Consider the following 14,183-nt stretch of genomic DNA (forward strand, 5'->3'; position numbering starts at 1 on the left):
CCCGCCGACCTCGGTCAGACCAGCAGCGGCGAGATACGCTGCGCGGCCGCCAGATAGGCGTGGAGGCCCGCCGCCGCCGCGTCGGACAATTCGATATAGACGCGGCGGCCGTCCTCGGGGTCGGCCGAGCGCACGAACAGGCCATGCTCGCACAGGGTCTTGATCCAGCGCAAAGCCGTCGTCGGCGGCACGGCGGCGGCGATGCAGAGGCTGGAGACCGCGACCCGCTGCTTGCCCAGCCGCGCCGCCATCAGATCGAGCAGCATGTCCCAGGCCGGATCGGCGAACAGATCGGCATGGAAATATTGCTCACGCAGCCGGCGCGCGCGGATTATGGCGCGGACCTGGCCGGCGGTGATCTCGGCGCCCTTCTCGTCCGTCCGGGCCGCGGGCGCGGGATCGCCGGTCACCGCCTCTTCGGACAGATTGGCGAGGATGTTGGCGATACGGCCTACCTCTTCGCTCAATTGCTGGAGGCGGTCGGTTCCCGGCTCGCGGCCCACGTCGCGCAGCCGCGCGGGCAAGCGCGCCGAGGCGAGCGCGATCGCGGCCACCCGGTCCAGCTCGCTCGCGTCGCACAGATGCCGTACGCCGCCATGCACAGCCCGCGCGGCGATGAGGTCGATCAGCGCCGGCGGCGCCGATACGACGCTGCCATGCCGCTCCGCCCGCGCCGCCGCGTCGAGCCGGTCGAGCAGCCGGTCGAGGTCCGGCCCGTGGTCGCGCTCGACCTCGACCAGCACGGCGTCCATCGCCACCTGCCGGTCGAGCCGCTCGACCGCCCCCTCCATTCCGACCGCATCGCTGACCCGGCATCCGGCGCTCTCCGCCGAGCGGCGGGCGCGTTCCATTCCGGCCTCGCTGTCGGCGAGCACCAGCACGGCCGGCAGGTCGCGATATTCGATCATCTCGAGCGCATCATGCGCGATGTTCGGCGGCATGGCCACTGGTCCTTGTCCCGCGCCCATTTGCCGCCGATGCGGACGAAAATTGAGGGGTGGATGCCTCCGTTTCGGCGCTTCTTTTCCGCTTATGTGACTGAAAAGGATAGATTAGCGCCGATGTGCGACCGGGAGCCCGACGCTTTCGCGAAAGCTCCGACGGAGCCGGCCGCGGCCGATCGCGAGCCCAGAAGAAGCTCAGTCCCAGGATTCGGGGGAGGCTGTCGGGGAATTACATCCATTTCGGAGTCGTTTCCCTCCGCGACGGCGCAAATCCGGGGTCGCTCAGGCCGCGCCCGCGCTTTCCTCGGCCGCTTCCGCCGGCAATTTGTCGCCGGCCAATATCCAGTCGACGGCGGCGCGGCTGTGGAGCGCGGTGGTATCGTAGACCGGCAGCACGTTCGCGCCCGGATCGACCAGCATGACCAGTTCGGTGCAACCCAGGATCACCGCCTGGTTGCGCGCCTGCGCCATCGTCGTCAGGCAGGTCTTCAAGGTCCGCTGCGACACGCGGCTGACGACGCCGCGGGTCAGCTCCTCGAAGATGATCCGGTCGATCTCGCGGGCCATCCCCGCGTCGGGAAGCGAGACCGCGATGCCGTGCGCCTCGATCCGCTCGCGGTAGAAGGGCTCGGACATGGTGAAGCGCGTGCCGATCAGGCCGACGCGCTTGACGCCGTCGGCGGCCAGCGCCTCGGCGGTGACGTCGCCGATATGGAGCATCGGCACCTTCACTTCGGCGTCAACCCGGTCGAACAGCTTGTGCATCGTGTTGCTGGCGATGATCAGCCCCTCGGCGCCCGCCGCCTCCAGCCGCTTCGCCGAGGCGATCATGGTCTCGGACAGCCGCTCCCATTCGCCGCCCGCCTGCAGCTCGGCGATCCGCGCGAAATCATGGCTCTCGATCAGGAGCGGCGCCGAGGCGAGCCCGCCCACGCGGCGCGCCACGGCCTTGTTGATCGCCTCATAATATAGAGCGGTCGAGACCCAGCTCATCCCGCCGATCAAACCCAGCTTGCGCACGTGTCGTCAGTCCCGAATATGGTTCGCCCGGACGAAGCCGGCATGGAATGGGGCGCGCGCTATCCGAGATTCTTGACGATGTCTTCCACCATTTTCTTGGCGTCGGCGAGCAGCATCATCGTGTTGTCGCGGAAGAACAATTCATTCTCCACCCCGGCATAGCCGGCGCCGCCCATCGAGCGCTTGATGAACAGCACCGTCTTGGCCTTTTCCACATCGAGCACCGGCATGCCATAAATGGGCGACGACCTGTCCGTTTTGGCCGACGGATTGGTGACGTCGTTGGCGCCGATGACGAAAGCGACATCGGTGCGGGCGAATTCGGAGTTGATGTCCTCCAGCTCGAACACCTTGTCGTAATCGACATTGGCTTCGGCAAGCAGCACGTTCATGTGGCCCGGCATCCGCCCGGCGACGGGGTGGATGGCGTATTTGACCGTCACGCCCTCTCCCTCGAGCAGGTCGCCCATCTCGCGCAGGGCATGCTGGGCTTGCGCCACCGCCATGCCGTAGCCGGGGACGATGATGACCTGCTCGGCCTGCTTCAGGAGGAACGCCGCGTCCTCGGCCGAGCCGCGCTTGTAGGGCCGGTCGGCCGCCGAGCCGCCGCCGGCGATGGCCGTGTCGCCGCCGAAGCCGCCCGCGATCACCGAGATGAAGCTGCGGTTCATCGCCCGGCACATGATGTAGGAAAGGATCGCGCCCGAACTGCCCACCAGCGCCCCGGTGATGATCATCGCCGTGTTGCCGAGCGTGAATCCCATCGCCGCCGCCGCCCAGCCCGAATAGGAGTTGAGCATCGACACCACCACCGGCATGTCGGCGCCGCCGATCGGGATGATGAGCAGGAAGCCGATCAGGAAGGCGAGGCCGGTGACGGTCCAGAACAGCCAGGCTTCCAGACTCGCCTCGGCCGCCCACCAGCCGATCAGGCCGATGATCGCCGCCAGCGTGCCGAGATTGATGACGTGGCGAAGCGGCAGGATGATCGGCTTGCCCGACATGTTGCCGTTGAGCTTCAGGAACGCGATCACCGAGCCGGAGAAGGTGATCGCGCCGATCGCGACGCCGAGCCCCATCTCGATCCGGCTGACCTGGAGGATCTCGCCGTCCGCACCGAGAATGCCGAAGGCGCCGGGATTGAGGAACGCCGCCGCCGCGACCAGCACCGCCGCCATGCCGACCAGGCTGTGGAAGGCCGCGACAAGCTGCGGCATCGCCGTCATAGCGATCCGCCGCGCGGTGACGAAGCCGATGGCCCCGCCGATCGCGATGGCGATGACGATCTCCGGCAGGCTGGCGATGTCGTGCATGACGAGGGTCGTCGCCACCGCAATCCCCATTCCCACCATGCCGAAGCGATTGCCGCGCCGGCTGCTCTCCGGGCTCGAAAGCCCGCGCAGCGCGAGGATGAAGCAAATGCCCGCGATCAGATAAGCGAGCGGCACCCAGGCCGGCGCGTCGGCGACCTCATGCATGGGCGAAAGTCCTCCCCTTGAAGGGGAGGTGGCGCGCGCCAGCGCGACGGAGGGGTATCAGCGTTCTCGAACTTGCGCCGACCGCCGGGTCCGACCCGGACGCTGATACCCCTCCACCACGCTGCGCGCGGTCCCCCTCCCCTTTTGGGGGAGGATTTTCCTCCCGCCCCCTCATCCCTTGCGCTCCTTCTTCTTGTACATGGCCAGCATCCGCTCCGTCACCGCGAAGCCGCCGAAGATGTTGACGCTGGCCAGCACCACCGCGACCAGCCCGAGCCACTTCGCCCCCGCCGACCCGGCCTCGGCCGAAGCGATCAGCGCGCCGACGATGATCACCGAGGAAATCGCATTGGTCACCGCCATCAGCGGCGTATGCAGCGCCGGCGTCACCGCCCAGACCACGTAATAGCCGACGAAGCAGGCGAGTACGAAGATGGAGAGGATCGAGATGAAATCCACAGTCTGGCTCCTATGCGGCCGCGCGCCGGGGGGGTGGAACCTGTCGCCCCAGTTCTTCCGCAGCCTCGATCCAACAGGCGATTGCGTCATACGCATTGTCGAGCGCTTCCTGAGGTGTTTCGCCGTCGGATCTACATCCGGGCAATTCCGGTGCGATGGCAGCGAATCCCCCTCCCTCGGCGGCGCTGAGCGGCCGGATATCGACCTCGTAATCCTGGGGTTTCATGCGCTCGCTCCTCGTACCGCGTCGATGAACCTGACGAGATCCCTGACATAGACCGGCATGGAGAGGATCGACATGAAGGTCATCGGCCGGCGCTCCAATGGTCCGCGGGATAGAGGCGCAATTCGAGCAGCTTCAGCATCCGCCCGTGATGGCGGTGCCATTTGCGCTCGCTGACAAGCGGGCAGCGCTCCCTCCCGACGGCGGGCCGCTCGGCCGCATCGACGACGGCCTGGCCATGGCGCGCGGCGAGGGCCGCGGCGATCCAATCCTCCCGCGCCCCGAACCGCGCCCTCCAGTGATCGACGACCACCGCCGGATTGCCACCGGAGCAAAGCACGTCCTGCTCGCGCGCCATCTCCCCGGCCGCGTCCATCGCGGCATAGACCGACAGATCCGGCGCGCGGCTCCAGCCGGTGCCGATGCGAGATCCCGAGCAAGCCGTGAGCGCGAGAAAGAAAACGGCGATCAGCAACGGTCTCGTCATCTCTGGCGCTTTCTGCCGAAGAGGCCTCGCGCGGTCACCCGAGCCTCTCGTGCACGACGCTTCCGTTCCGCGTCAGCCGCACCCCCTGTACGATCTCGTCGTCGTCGGGGAGTACCACGCACTTCGCCTCCCCGTCCCAGAAGGCGCTGAGGAAATTGTAGAGGTTGCGGGAGTAGAGGGCGGAGGCGTCGGCGGCGAGGCGGCTGGGGACGTTGCGGTGGCCGACGATCTTGACCCCGTGCAGCTCCACGACCTCTCCCGCGACAGCGCCCTCGACATTGCCGCCTTGCTCCACCGCGAGATCGACGATCACCGAACCCGGCTTCATTGACGCCACCTGCGCGTCGGAGATCAGCCGCGGCGCGGGGCGGCCGGGGATGAGCGCGGTGGTGATGACGATGTCCTGCTTGGCGATGTGGGCGGAGACCAGCTCCGCCTGCGCCGCCTTATACTCGTCGGACATCTCGGTGGCGTAGCCGCCCGCGCCTTCGCCTTCGATGCCGGCGACATTCTCGACGAAGATCGCCTTGGCGCCGAGGCTCTCGATCTGCTCCCTAGTCGCGGCGCGGACGTCGGTCGCTGAGACCACCGCCCCCAGCCGGCGCGCGGTCGCGATCGCCTGCAGGCCCGCGACGCCGACGCCCATCACGAACAGCCGCGCGGCGGAGATGGTGCCGGCGGCGGTCATCATCATCGGGAAGGCGCGGCCATATTCTGCCGCCGCGTCGAGCACCGCCTTGTAGCCGGCGAGGTTGGACTGGGAGGACAAGATGTCCATCGACTGCGCGCGCGTGATGCGCGGCATGAACTCCATCGCCAGCGCTTCCAGCCCGGCGCCGGCATAGGCATCGACCCGGGCGCGCTCGCCGAACGGGTTGAGCGCGGCGACCACCAGCGCGCCCGGCTTCATTCCGTGGAGCGACGCGGGATCGGGCCCCTGCACGCCCAGCACCGCGTCGGCGCCGGCCAGCATGTCCGCGCGGCCGCCCATGGTGGCGCCCGCCGCTTCGTAATCCGCGTCGGCGATGGAGGCCGTCAGCCCCGCGCCGCTCTCGACCGCCATTTCGGCGCCGAGCGCGATGAATTTCTTTACGGTTTCAGGGGTGGCGGCGACGCGACGCTCGCCGTCGGCTTGTTCCTTGAGGACCGCGATCTTCACCGCCGCGGCCCTTGTGTCAGCTACCGATGATCAGGACGACGAGCATCGCCGTGACGAAGGTGGCGATGGCGCCCCACTTCATCATTGCCGAGAAGAGCGAATAGCTCTTCTCATGCGCCTGCATCTCGCTTTGCGTCTCGCCTTCGACCGCCATTTCCATCCTCTTGGGAACCCTGTGCCGCTCCCCCTTAACAAGCCCGGGCCTTGCGCCCAAGCCTTAAAAACGGCGTCCCGGTTAAGCCGGCCTTTACTCCGCTGGGCTACATCCCGTGGCCATGAACCAAGTGGCGAATATGCGGCCGGACGCGACCCGCTGTCTGTTGCTGATCGACGATGAACCGGCACAGCGCCGGCTGGTCACCGCCATCGGCGCCCGCGCCGGCTGGTGGGTGATGGGCGCGCCCGACATCGAGGCGGCGCACAAATTGCTCGCAGGGGAGGAAGGTCGCGAGATCGATGCCATCCTGCTCGATCACTGGCTGGAGGGCGAAGCGGGCACGGCGCTCATCGCCGACATCCGCGCGCTCCGGCCGGACCTGCCGCTGCTCATCCTCACCGCGCAGACCTCCGTTGCGGTCGCGGTCGACGCGATGCGGGCCGGCGCCAGCGATTTCCTGGTCAAGCCGATCGCGCCCGACCGCCTGCTCTCGGCCTTGAACGCCGCCACCGACCGCCGCCAGCGCAATGGCGAGCTCCGCCCTTTGTCGGAGAAGATCGCGCAGCCGCTCGATTTCGACGAGATCGTCGGGTCCGCGCCCGGCTTCCGGGCCGCGCTCGCCATCGCCGCCAAGGCCGCGCGCGCCCGCGTTTCGGTCCTGATCGAGGGCGAAAGCGGATCGGGCAAGGAGGTCATCGCCCAGGCGATCCACACGTCCAGCCCGCGCGGCAAGAAGCCGATGGTCACCGTCAATTGCGGCGCCATCCCGGTCAACCTCGTCGAATCGGTCCTGTTCGGCCACGAGAAGGGCGCCTTCACCGGCGCCTTCGACCGCCATATCGGCCGCTTCGAGGATGCCGACGGCACCACCCTGTTCCTCGACGAGGTCGGCGAGCTGCCGCTCGACACCCAGGTCAAATTGCTGCGCGCTCTCGAGACCGGCGAGATCCAGCGGGTCGGCGGCCGGGCGACGCAACTGGTCGACGTCCGCATCATCGCCGCGACCAACCGCCGGCTGGCCGACGAGGTCGCGCACGGCCGTTTCCGCGAGGATCTCTATTACCGGCTCAATGTCGTCCATTGCGACATCCCGCCGCTCCGCGCGCGCCAGAGCGACATCCCGCCCCTCGCCCGCCACCTGCTCGCCCGGATCGCCGAGCAGCCGGGCATGCGCTATCTGTCGATCACCGACGACGCGCTGGCGGTCTTGATGGCCTATGGCTGGCCGGGCAACGTCCGCCAGCTCCAGAACGCGCTTTTCCGCGCCGCTGTATTGTGCGAGGGCAATGCGCTGACCGCCGCCGATTTCCCGCAGATCGCGCGGGAGGCGACCTATAACAAGCGCGCCGACGATTATCATTCCAAGGCGCTGAACGGCGCGTCCAACACCGCCGCCTTGTCCAACGGCCCCGGCATCACCCTCTACGAATCCGACGGTCACCTGCGGAGCCTCGACGACATCGAATCCGACGTGATCCGCCTCGCCATCGGCCATTATCGCGGCCGCATGACGGAGGTCGCCCGCCGTCTCGGCATTGGCCGCTCGACCCTCTACCGCAAATTGGGCGAACTCGGCATCGGCGACGCGGCCTAGCATCGGGCAGGCGACACGGCCGCGCCGCCGCGCTAAACGGCCTTCATGCAGGACTTCTCAGGCGCCAACATCCTCATCACCGGCGCGGCCTCCGGAATCGGCGCGGCGACCGCCACCCTGCTCGCCCATCGCGGCGCCAAGAAGCTGATCCTCGCCGACCGCGACGAGGACAGGCTGGCCGATTTCGCCTTCTCGCTGCCCTGCGAACGCCAACTCCTGATCGGCGACGTCGCCGACGAGCAGCTCTGGTCCGGCGCCGACCTGACCGGACTCACCCATGCCCTCGTCAATGCGGGCGTCGGCGAAGGCAAGCCGATCGACGAGACGCGGCTGGCCGACTGGCGCCGGGTGATGTCGGTCAACCTCGACGGCGCCTTCCTCACCCTCCAGGCGGCGATGCGGGCGATGAAGGGCGCGGGCGGTTCGATCGTCCTCACCGCCTCGGTCGCCGGGCTCAAGGCCGAGCCCGGCATCGCCGCTTACGGCGCGTCCAAGGCCGGCGTCATCCACCTCGCCCGGATCGCCGCCAAGGAAGGCGCGCCCGATCGCATCCGGGTCAACGCGATCGCGCCGGGCGGAGTCGAGACCCCGATCTGGAGCGCCGTCCCTTTTTTCGCCGACATGGTGATCGACATGGGAAGCGAGGAAGCCGCCTTCGCCGCGATGGGCCAGGCCGCGACCCCGATGGGCCGGTTCGCCAAGCCCCACGAGATTGCCGGGCAGATCGCCTTCCTCCTCTCGGATCAGGCCGCCTTCGTCACCGGCACCTGCCTCGTCACCGACGGCGGCTATTCGCTGTGAAACGGACGGGCTAAACGCGCGTCAGTTCTCTAGCCGTAACAATAAGTTGGCGGCTCATTTCATCGCAAGGTCAGGAACCACCGGCGGAGCCCACCTGTTGTCGGGTCGCGTCCACCCTGTTCCCCTCCCCTCCCCCAGGAGCCACCCGATGTTCATGCACAACAAGAAGCTGCAATATACCGTCCGCGTGGCCGAGCCGAACCCGGTGCTCGGCACCCTCATGCTGGAGCAGTTCGGCGGACCGGACGGCGAGCTCGCCGCCGCCATGCGCTATTTCACCCAGGGGCTGGCGGAGGACGATCCCGGCCGCAAGGACTTGCTGATCGACATCGCCACCGAGGAATTGTCCCACCTGGAGATCATCGGGTCCATAGTCGCGATGCTCTGCAAGGGCGCCAAGGGCAAGATGGCCGAAGGCAGCATGGCGGAAGCCGATCTCTACGCCGAGATCAACAGTGGAGGCATCAGCCACACCGAATCGATCCTGTTCGGCGGCGGCCCGGCGCTCGTCAATTCGTCAGGCGTGCCCTTCAGCGGCTTCTACGTCGACAGCCGCGGCGAGCCGACGGTGGACCTTCGCTCCAACATCGCCGCCGAGGCGCGTGCCAAGATCGTCTATGAACGGCTCATCAACATCACCGACGATGTGGGCGTCAGGGACGCGCTGACCTTTCTCATGACCCGCGAGGTCGCGCATCAGAAATCCTTCGAGAAGGCGCTCTATTCGATCGAAAATAATTTCCCGCCGGGCAAGCTTCCCGGGATGCCGGAATATGCCAGCCTCTACGTCAACACGTCGCAAGGCGAGGGTGACGCCGAAGGCCCGTGGAACAGCGGCGACGAATGGGATCGGATGGACGATATCGCGGGGAGCATTCCCGTCGACGGCGGCGATGGCCTGGCCACCGTCGCGCTGAAGGGCCGAGAGCTCAAGGACAACAAGGCCGCCGCCAAGCGCACCCAGTCCGACCCGTCGGCCAACCCGACCACGGGAGCCGATCTGGGCGCGGGTCCGGGTGCGGGCCAGACCAAGGCAATACCGCTCGACCATTGACGAGGCGGCCGTCGGCGACAGCGTCGGCGGCCTCCCCCTCATGGAGTGAGCGCGGCGTCGCGAAGGCCGCGCCACACCCGGAGCGCCTGCACCGTCTCCTCGACATCGTGGACGCGGAGGAGCTGCGCTCCTTGCTCCGCCCCTTTCAGGGCCAGCGCGATCGAGCCGGCCAGGCGGGCGTCGGCCGGAGCTTCGTTGGACAGCGCGCCGATCATCCGCTTGCGGCTGGCGCCGAGCATGATCGGGCAGGCGAGGCCGTGGAGCAGCGCCAACCCGTTCAGCAATTGGAGATTGTTGCCGACGCTCTTGCCGAAGCCGATGCCCGGATCGACGATGATCCTGTCGCGGGCGACCCCCGCCGCCACCGCCGCCGAGATCCTTTCCTCCAGCCAGTCATAGACGGCGAACAGCACCGGTTTGTCGTAATGGGGGGCGACCTGCATGGTCTCGGGCGCGCCCTGGTGGTGCATCAGCACGACGGGGCAACCCGCCATCGCTACCACCTCCGCCGCGCGTTCGTCATGGAGAAGGGCCGAGACGTCGTTGACGAGGGCCGCGCCCGCGCCGAGCGCCGCCTCCATCACCGCCGCCTTGCGCGTGTCGATGGAGACGGCGGTGCCGGAGGCGGCCAGCCGCTGGACCGCAGGAAGCACGCGCTCGATCTCGTCGCCTTCCCAGACCGGCCTGGCGCCCGGCCGGGTCGATTCCCCGCCGACGTCGATCATCGCCGCGCCGGCGGCCGCCATGGCGTGGCCGGCTTCGCCCGAAGCATCGTGCCGCCCGCCGTCCGAGAAGCTGTCCGGAGTGAGGTTGAGGATGCCGACCACCCGCGGCTGATCGAGCGGCACGATCCGATCGCCCAGCGTCAGCGGCAGGCGCGGCGTGGTCAGCGCGATCCACGCCGCCCGCGCGCGCTCGTCGAGCCGGGCCAGCGCCTCCCCCATCGCCTCGACCGGCACCAGTTCGGTGGAGATTCGCGCGTCGCCTTCCAGCGTGTCGATCTCGACGGCGGAGAACCAGCCCATCCCGCCCGCGAGCCGCGCGACCCTCCCATCATAACCGAACGGCGCATCGACGAACGCGGTCGGACGCAGATAATAGCGCACCGTCATGGCTTGCCCCTCGCTCGGCCGGCTCCTAGTCCCTGCAGGTTGGCGCGGAAGTTCACGAAGTTCCTCGGGTCAGGCGTCTTTTTCCGCTCCTTTGCCAGGAAGCGAGCGGCCCAGGAGGGGGTGGGGGGAGGCGATGGATCCATGCCCTCCGCATAGTCCGGCGAGGGCTGTGTAGGAAATCGCTTTGTGTCGCCGCTGCTCGTTACGGCCACGACGAACGGGCCAGCGAACGAGCCGGCTTGCGAACCCCGATCGGCGGCGCATCGTTTATGTTCCTGTCCCCGCGGGCGGCGTTTTCCCCTGGCGCCGCCCGCATCATCATGGAGTTGAAATCATGCGCATTCTTCCCTTTGCCGTCGCTCTGGCGCTGGCCGCGACGCCAGCCCTCGCGCAGAATCAGGGCCTGGTCGTCGTCGATCTCACCAATGCCGAGGTCGCCAACAACATCGCCCGCGACCTCGACATCAACGTCAGCCAGGTGCCGGTGAACGTCCAGGTGCCGATCGGCATCGCCGCCGCGGTCTGCGACGTGAACGCTTCGGTACTCGCCCAGCAGAAGAAGACCGGTTCGCCCACCTGCAAGGCGACCAGCACCAGCGCCAGCGTCAACAAGGCGGTGCAAAAGGCTATCACCAGCCAGTAAGACGACAACGCGCCGAACAGAAAAAGGGCGTCCCGCTGGGGCGCCCTTTTTGCCAGAGATCGCGCGCAATGGCGACAGGGCGAGGGAGCGACGAGAAACTCTATTCGAGCGTGGCTATGTATTTCTGCCGCAAGTCATCGAGCACGACCAACGCCCCCGCTTGCTCGACGTGCCAGAAGGTCCAGCCGTTGCAGCTGGGTGCGCCCTGGGCCGCGGCGCCGATCTGGTGGATGCTGCCCTGCCTGCCGTCGAGCGCGACCGAGGCGTCGGCCCCGACACGCACGGTCCAGCGGCGCTTGCTGTCGGTGAGGATCGCGCCGGGCTCGATCATGCCGGTCTCCACCAGCGCGCCGAATGGCACCTTGGGGGCGGCGCGCTTCGAGGCCATCGTGCGCATCGCGCTCTCGTCCAGCTCCAGGGTCGAGGCGATGCGCTCGCGGGCGACCTTCACATATTTCGTCTCGCGCTCAATGCCGATCCAGCGACGGCCCAAACGGCGGGCGACGGCGCCGGTGGTGCCGGTGCCGAAGAAGGGATCGAGCACGACATCGCCCTTGTTGGTGCAGGCGAGCAGCACTCGGTAGAGCAGGCTCTCCGGCTTCTGGGTGGGGTGCGCCTTGACGCCGTCGGTCTTGACCCGTTCGCCGCCCGAGCAGATCGGCAGCACCCAGTCCGATCGCATCTGAAGGTCCTCGTTGAGCGCCTTCATCGCCCGGTAATTGAACGTGTAGCGGCTATCCTCGCTCTTCGACGCCCAGATCAGGGTCTCGTGGGCGTTAGTGAAGCGGGTGCCGCGGAAGTTCGGCATCGGATTGGACTTGCGCCAGACGATGTCGTTCAGGATCCAATAGCCCAGATCCTGGAGCGCGGCTCCGCAGCGGAAGATATTGTGGTAGCTGCCGATCACCCACAATGTGCCGTCGGGCTTCAGGATGCGGCGGGCCTCGGCGAGCCAGGCGCGGGTGAAGGCATCGTAGCTGGCGAACGTGTCGAACTTGTCCCAATCGTCATCGACCGCGTCGACGCGGCCGCCCTCGGGCCGGAACAGGTCGCCGCCCAGTTGAAGATTATAGGGCGGATCGGCGAAGACCATGTCGACGCTGCAATCCGGGAGCGCGGCCATGGCGGCGATGCAGTCGCGTTCGATGATCGTGTCGAGCGGGAGTCCCCGCGTTTCAGGCGCAGGCTTTTCCTTCGGGCGTCGCGCGCCCGTTCCCACCCGTTCCATCCGCATTCATTCCGCCCCCGGTTGATCCAAAGACGGCCAGACTGAGTCAGCCGGAGTCGCCGGTCAAGTACAAGCGCTTGCGCGACGCTGTTAACTTTTCGCTATATGTTGGGGGAACGAAAGGAGTCTCCGCTACATCTGGTGACGGAGCCTGGAGTTAAGACTCAATATGAAGTGGTGTGGCGCGAAAGACTCAGCCCGAGGGCATTAGCGTTCCCCGGCGAAAGCCGGGGTTCAGTCTTGCGCCGGAATTTGGACCCCCGCTTCCGCCGAGGAACAGGTTCGCAAAGCCAGTTCATGCTGCCTGACCGGCGCGAAGCTCCTGCGGTGGAGCGGGGTGAGGCCGAGACGATCCAGCGCCCGATAATGTTCGGGCGTGCCGTATCCTCGGTTGGTCTCCCAGCCATAACCGGGATGCTCGCCCGCATGGTCGGCCATGATCCGGTCGCGGGTGACCTTGGCGACGATCGAGGCGGCGGCGATCGAGCGGCTCTTGGCGTCGCCGCCGACGATGGCGCGGGACGGGTAGCGCCAGTCCGGGCAGCGATTGCCGTCTACCAGCACCGTTCCCGGCTCTAGGCCGAGCGCGTCCACCGCCCGGGTCATCGCCAGCATCGTCGCCCAGAAAATGTTGAAACGGTCGATTTCTTCAACGGTGGCAACTCCGACGCCGACGCGGGCGACTTGGGCAAGCTTGCCGTAAAGGCTCTCGCGCACCTCCAGGCATAGTTTCTTCGAATCGTCGATGCCTCGCGGGCAGCGCTTGCGGTCCAGCACCACCGCCGCCGCCACGACCGGTCCGGCGAGCGGCCCCCTGCCCGCCTCGTCGACGCCGACGATCGGCTCGGGGAACGGCTTTTCGATCTTGAAACAGGGCGGCGGCATCGCGCGAACCTATTCAGCCCCGCCCCGTCATTCCAGCGAAAGCTGGAATCTCGCCGCTATTTCCTGTGGATGGATGCGAGGATTCCCGCCGGTGCCACTAACCTTCGATCTCGTCGAACGGGACGACGCCCAGATGATGACCGAGCGGCCCGTGGCCCTGGCCGAGCCCGGGCGCGGACAATATGGCGATGCGGACGAAGCGGACCGCTTGCTCGAATGCCTCGCGGATCGGAAGGCCGCTCCCCAGCCCGGTCGCCAGCGCGCTGGCGAAGGTGCAGCCGGTGCCGTGCGTGTCGTCCGTGTCGAAGCGCTTGCCTTCGAGCCGGTGAAGAGGCCCGGACGGCGAGAACAGTCGGTCGACGACCACGGGGCCGCCCGCGTGGCCGCCTTTCGCCACTAGATGGCAGCCGTGGGCGAGCACCGCCGCCTCGCCGCCGAGCGCCTCCAGTTCGGGCAGGTTGGGCGTGACCACCGACGCGATCGTCATCAGCCGCTCGAACGCCTTGATGGTCGCCGCATCCGCCAGCTCCGCCCCGCTGGTCGCGATCATCACCGGATCGAAGACGATCGGCACGTCGAGCCCCTCCAGCCGCTCGGCGACCACTTGTGCCGTCGCGGCCGAGCCGATCATGCCGATCTTGACCGCGTCGGCGCCGATGTCGCTCAGCACCGCGTCGATCTGCGCCAGCACCATTTCGGCCGGGACCGGCATCACCGCATCGACGCCCAAAGTGTTCTGCGCCGTGATGGCGGTGATCGCCGTCATGGCGTGGCCGCCGAGCATCGTCACCGTCTTGATATCGGCCTGAATGCCGGCGCCGCCGCCGGAATCGGATCCGGCGATGATCAGGATTCGGGGGGTGGCCGTCATTGCGAGCGCAGCGAAGCAATCCAGACCGAAGCGGCGGCGCCTGTGGATTGCCGCGTCGCTGCGCTCCT

The 14,183-nt window shown here is 67.6% G+C and carries 14 protein-coding genes and 1 pseudogene; 4 read left to right on the forward strand and 11 right to left on the reverse strand.

Annotated elements, in window-relative coordinates; genetic code table 11:
* Window positions 1-14: 14 nt before the first annotated feature.
* From ACFQRC_RS11065 to ACFQRC_RS11095, 7 genes and pseudogenes are all read right to left on the reverse strand, one after another.
* Entirely contained in the window at window positions 15-941 is a 927-nt protein-coding gene (locus ACFQRC_RS11065) for a winged helix DNA-binding protein (protein ID WP_379961162.1), read from the reverse strand.
* Between the two features lie 285 nt (window positions 942-1,226).
* Window positions 1,227-1,964, reverse strand: a complete 738-nt coding sequence (locus ACFQRC_RS11070; RefSeq protein WP_379961164.1) for an aspartate/glutamate racemase family protein — start codon at window positions 1,962-1,964, stop codon at window positions 1,227-1,229.
* Window positions 1,965-2,023: 59 nt separating this feature from the next.
* Entirely contained in the window at window positions 2,024-3,442 is a 1,419-nt protein-coding gene (locus tag ACFQRC_RS11075; protein WP_379961166.1) for an NAD(P)(+) transhydrogenase (Re/Si-specific) subunit beta, read from the reverse strand.
* A 171-nt stretch (window positions 3,443-3,613) separates the two neighbouring features.
* Window positions 3,614-4,063, reverse strand: a pseudogene (locus ACFQRC_RS11080) (proton-translocating transhydrogenase family protein); the annotation flags it as partial.
* Between the two features lie 143 nt (window positions 4,064-4,206).
* Entirely contained in the window at window positions 4,207-4,611 is a 405-nt protein-coding gene (locus tag ACFQRC_RS11085; protein ID WP_379961168.1) for a hypothetical protein, read from the reverse strand.
* Between the two features lie 34 nt (window positions 4,612-4,645).
* Window positions 4,646-5,770 carry a Re/Si-specific NAD(P)(+) transhydrogenase subunit alpha gene (locus ACFQRC_RS11090; RefSeq protein WP_379961170.1) on the reverse strand — a complete coding sequence of 375 codons (1,125 nt, stop codon included), beginning with the start codon at window positions 5,768-5,770 and terminating at the stop codon, window positions 4,646-4,648.
* Between the two features lie 16 nt (window positions 5,771-5,786).
* A complete protein-coding gene (locus ACFQRC_RS11095) occupies window positions 5,787-5,924 on the reverse strand; it encodes an aa3-type cytochrome c oxidase subunit IV (RefSeq protein WP_379961172.1) in 138 nt (45 codons plus the stop codon).
* 121 nt (window positions 5,925-6,045) lie between these two features.
* Between ACFQRC_RS11095 and ACFQRC_RS11100 the strand changes: the two genes are divergently transcribed.
* The 3 genes from ACFQRC_RS11100 to ACFQRC_RS11110 all read left to right on the forward strand — a co-directional run bounded on the left by ACFQRC_RS11100 (window position 6,046) and on the right by ACFQRC_RS11110 (window position 9,376).
* The gene (locus ACFQRC_RS11100; RefSeq protein WP_379962420.1) at window positions 6,046-7,521 is read left to right on the forward strand and encodes a sigma-54-dependent transcriptional regulator; all 1,476 of its coding nucleotides are present in this window, start codon (window positions 6,046-6,048) and stop codon (window positions 7,519-7,521) included.
* 45 nt (window positions 7,522-7,566) lie between these two features.
* Complete coding sequence (locus ACFQRC_RS11105) at window positions 7,567-8,322, forward strand: SDR family NAD(P)-dependent oxidoreductase (protein WP_379961174.1); 756 nt, start codon at window positions 7,567-7,569, stop codon at window positions 8,320-8,322.
* A 148-nt stretch (window positions 8,323-8,470) separates the two neighbouring features.
* Window positions 8,471-9,376, forward strand: coding sequence for a manganese catalase family protein (locus tag ACFQRC_RS11110; RefSeq protein WP_379961176.1), 906 nt, complete (start codon window positions 8,471-8,473; stop codon window positions 9,374-9,376).
* Window positions 9,377-9,414: 38 nt separating this feature from the next.
* Here the strand turns inward: ACFQRC_RS11110 and folP are convergent, their stop codons facing one another.
* The gene (folP, locus tag ACFQRC_RS11115) at window positions 9,415-10,488 is read right to left on the reverse strand and encodes a dihydropteroate synthase (RefSeq protein ID WP_379961178.1); all 1,074 of its coding nucleotides are present in this window, start codon (window positions 10,486-10,488) and stop codon (window positions 9,415-9,417) included.
* A gap of 334 nt (window positions 10,489-10,822) precedes the next feature.
* On the opposite strand from folP, the gene ACFQRC_RS11120 reads away from it, so the two are divergent.
* On the forward strand, window positions 10,823-11,131 hold the full coding sequence (locus ACFQRC_RS11120) for a hypothetical protein (protein ID WP_379961180.1): 309 nt from the start codon (window positions 10,823-10,825) through the stop codon (window positions 11,129-11,131).
* 100 nt (window positions 11,132-11,231) lie between these two features.
* Here ACFQRC_RS11120 and ACFQRC_RS11125 read toward each other — a convergent pair whose 3' ends face one another.
* From ACFQRC_RS11125 to thiD, 3 genes are all read right to left on the reverse strand, one after another.
* On the reverse strand, window positions 11,232-12,359 hold the full coding sequence (locus tag ACFQRC_RS11125; RefSeq protein WP_379962421.1) for a site-specific DNA-methyltransferase: 1,128 nt from the start codon (window positions 12,357-12,359) through the stop codon (window positions 11,232-11,234).
* Between the two features lie 234 nt (window positions 12,360-12,593).
* Complete coding sequence (locus ACFQRC_RS11130; protein ID WP_379961182.1) at window positions 12,594-13,244, reverse strand: ribonuclease HII; 651 nt, start codon at window positions 13,242-13,244, stop codon at window positions 12,594-12,596.
* A gap of 97 nt (window positions 13,245-13,341) precedes the next feature.
* Window positions 13,342-14,115 (reverse strand): bifunctional hydroxymethylpyrimidine kinase/phosphomethylpyrimidine kinase, encoded by a 774-nt coding sequence (thiD, locus tag ACFQRC_RS11135; protein WP_379961184.1) that lies wholly within the window; start codon window positions 14,113-14,115, stop codon window positions 13,342-13,344.
* Window positions 14,116-14,183: the final 68 nt, after the last annotated feature.

The sequence above is a fragment of the Enterovirga sp. GCM10030262 genome, from assembly GCF_042666435.1.
Taxonomy (GTDB): domain Bacteria; phylum Pseudomonadota; class Alphaproteobacteria; order Sphingomonadales; family Sphingomonadaceae; genus Allosphingosinicella.

Excerpts from the sequence above, each read along its gene's own strand:
- ACFQRC_RS11065 (WP_379961162.1), bottom strand. The coding sequence starts at position 941 with ATGCCGCCGAACATCGCGCATGATGCGCTCGAGATGATCGAATATCGC.
- ACFQRC_RS11075 (WP_379961166.1), bottom strand. The coding sequence starts at position 3,442 with ATGCATGAGGTCGCCGACGCGCCGGCCTGGGTGCCGCTCGCTTATCTG.
- ACFQRC_RS11085 (WP_379961168.1), bottom strand. The coding sequence starts at position 4,611 with ATGACGAGACCGTTGCTGATCGCCGTTTTCTTTCTCGCGCTCACGGCT.
- ACFQRC_RS11095 (WP_379961172.1), bottom strand. The coding sequence starts at position 5,924 with ATGGCGGTCGAAGGCGAGACGCAAAGCGAGATGCAGGCGCATGAGAAG.
- ACFQRC_RS11100 (WP_379962420.1), top strand. The coding sequence starts at position 6,046 with ATGAACCAAGTGGCGAATATGCGGCCGGACGCGACCCGCTGTCTGTTG.
- ACFQRC_RS11105 (WP_379961174.1), top strand. The coding sequence starts at position 7,567 with ATGCAGGACTTCTCAGGCGCCAACATCCTCATCACCGGCGCGGCCTCC.
- ACFQRC_RS11110 (WP_379961176.1), top strand. The coding sequence starts at position 8,471 with ATGTTCATGCACAACAAGAAGCTGCAATATACCGTCCGCGTGGCCGAG.
- folP (WP_379961178.1), bottom strand. The coding sequence starts at position 10,488 with ATGACGGTGCGCTATTATCTGCGTCCGACCGCGTTCGTCGATGCGCCG.
- ACFQRC_RS11120 (WP_379961180.1), top strand. The coding sequence starts at position 10,823 with ATGCGCATTCTTCCCTTTGCCGTCGCTCTGGCGCTGGCCGCGACGCCA.
- ACFQRC_RS11125 (WP_379962421.1), bottom strand. The coding sequence starts at position 12,359 with ATGGAACGGGTGGGAACGGGCGCGCGACGCCCGAAGGAAAAGCCTGCG.
- ACFQRC_RS11130 (WP_379961182.1), bottom strand. The coding sequence starts at position 13,244 with ATGCCGCCGCCCTGTTTCAAGATCGAAAAGCCGTTCCCCGAGCCGATC.
- thiD (WP_379961184.1), bottom strand. The coding sequence starts at position 14,115 with ATGACGGCCACCCCCCGAATCCTGATCATCGCCGGATCCGATTCCGGC.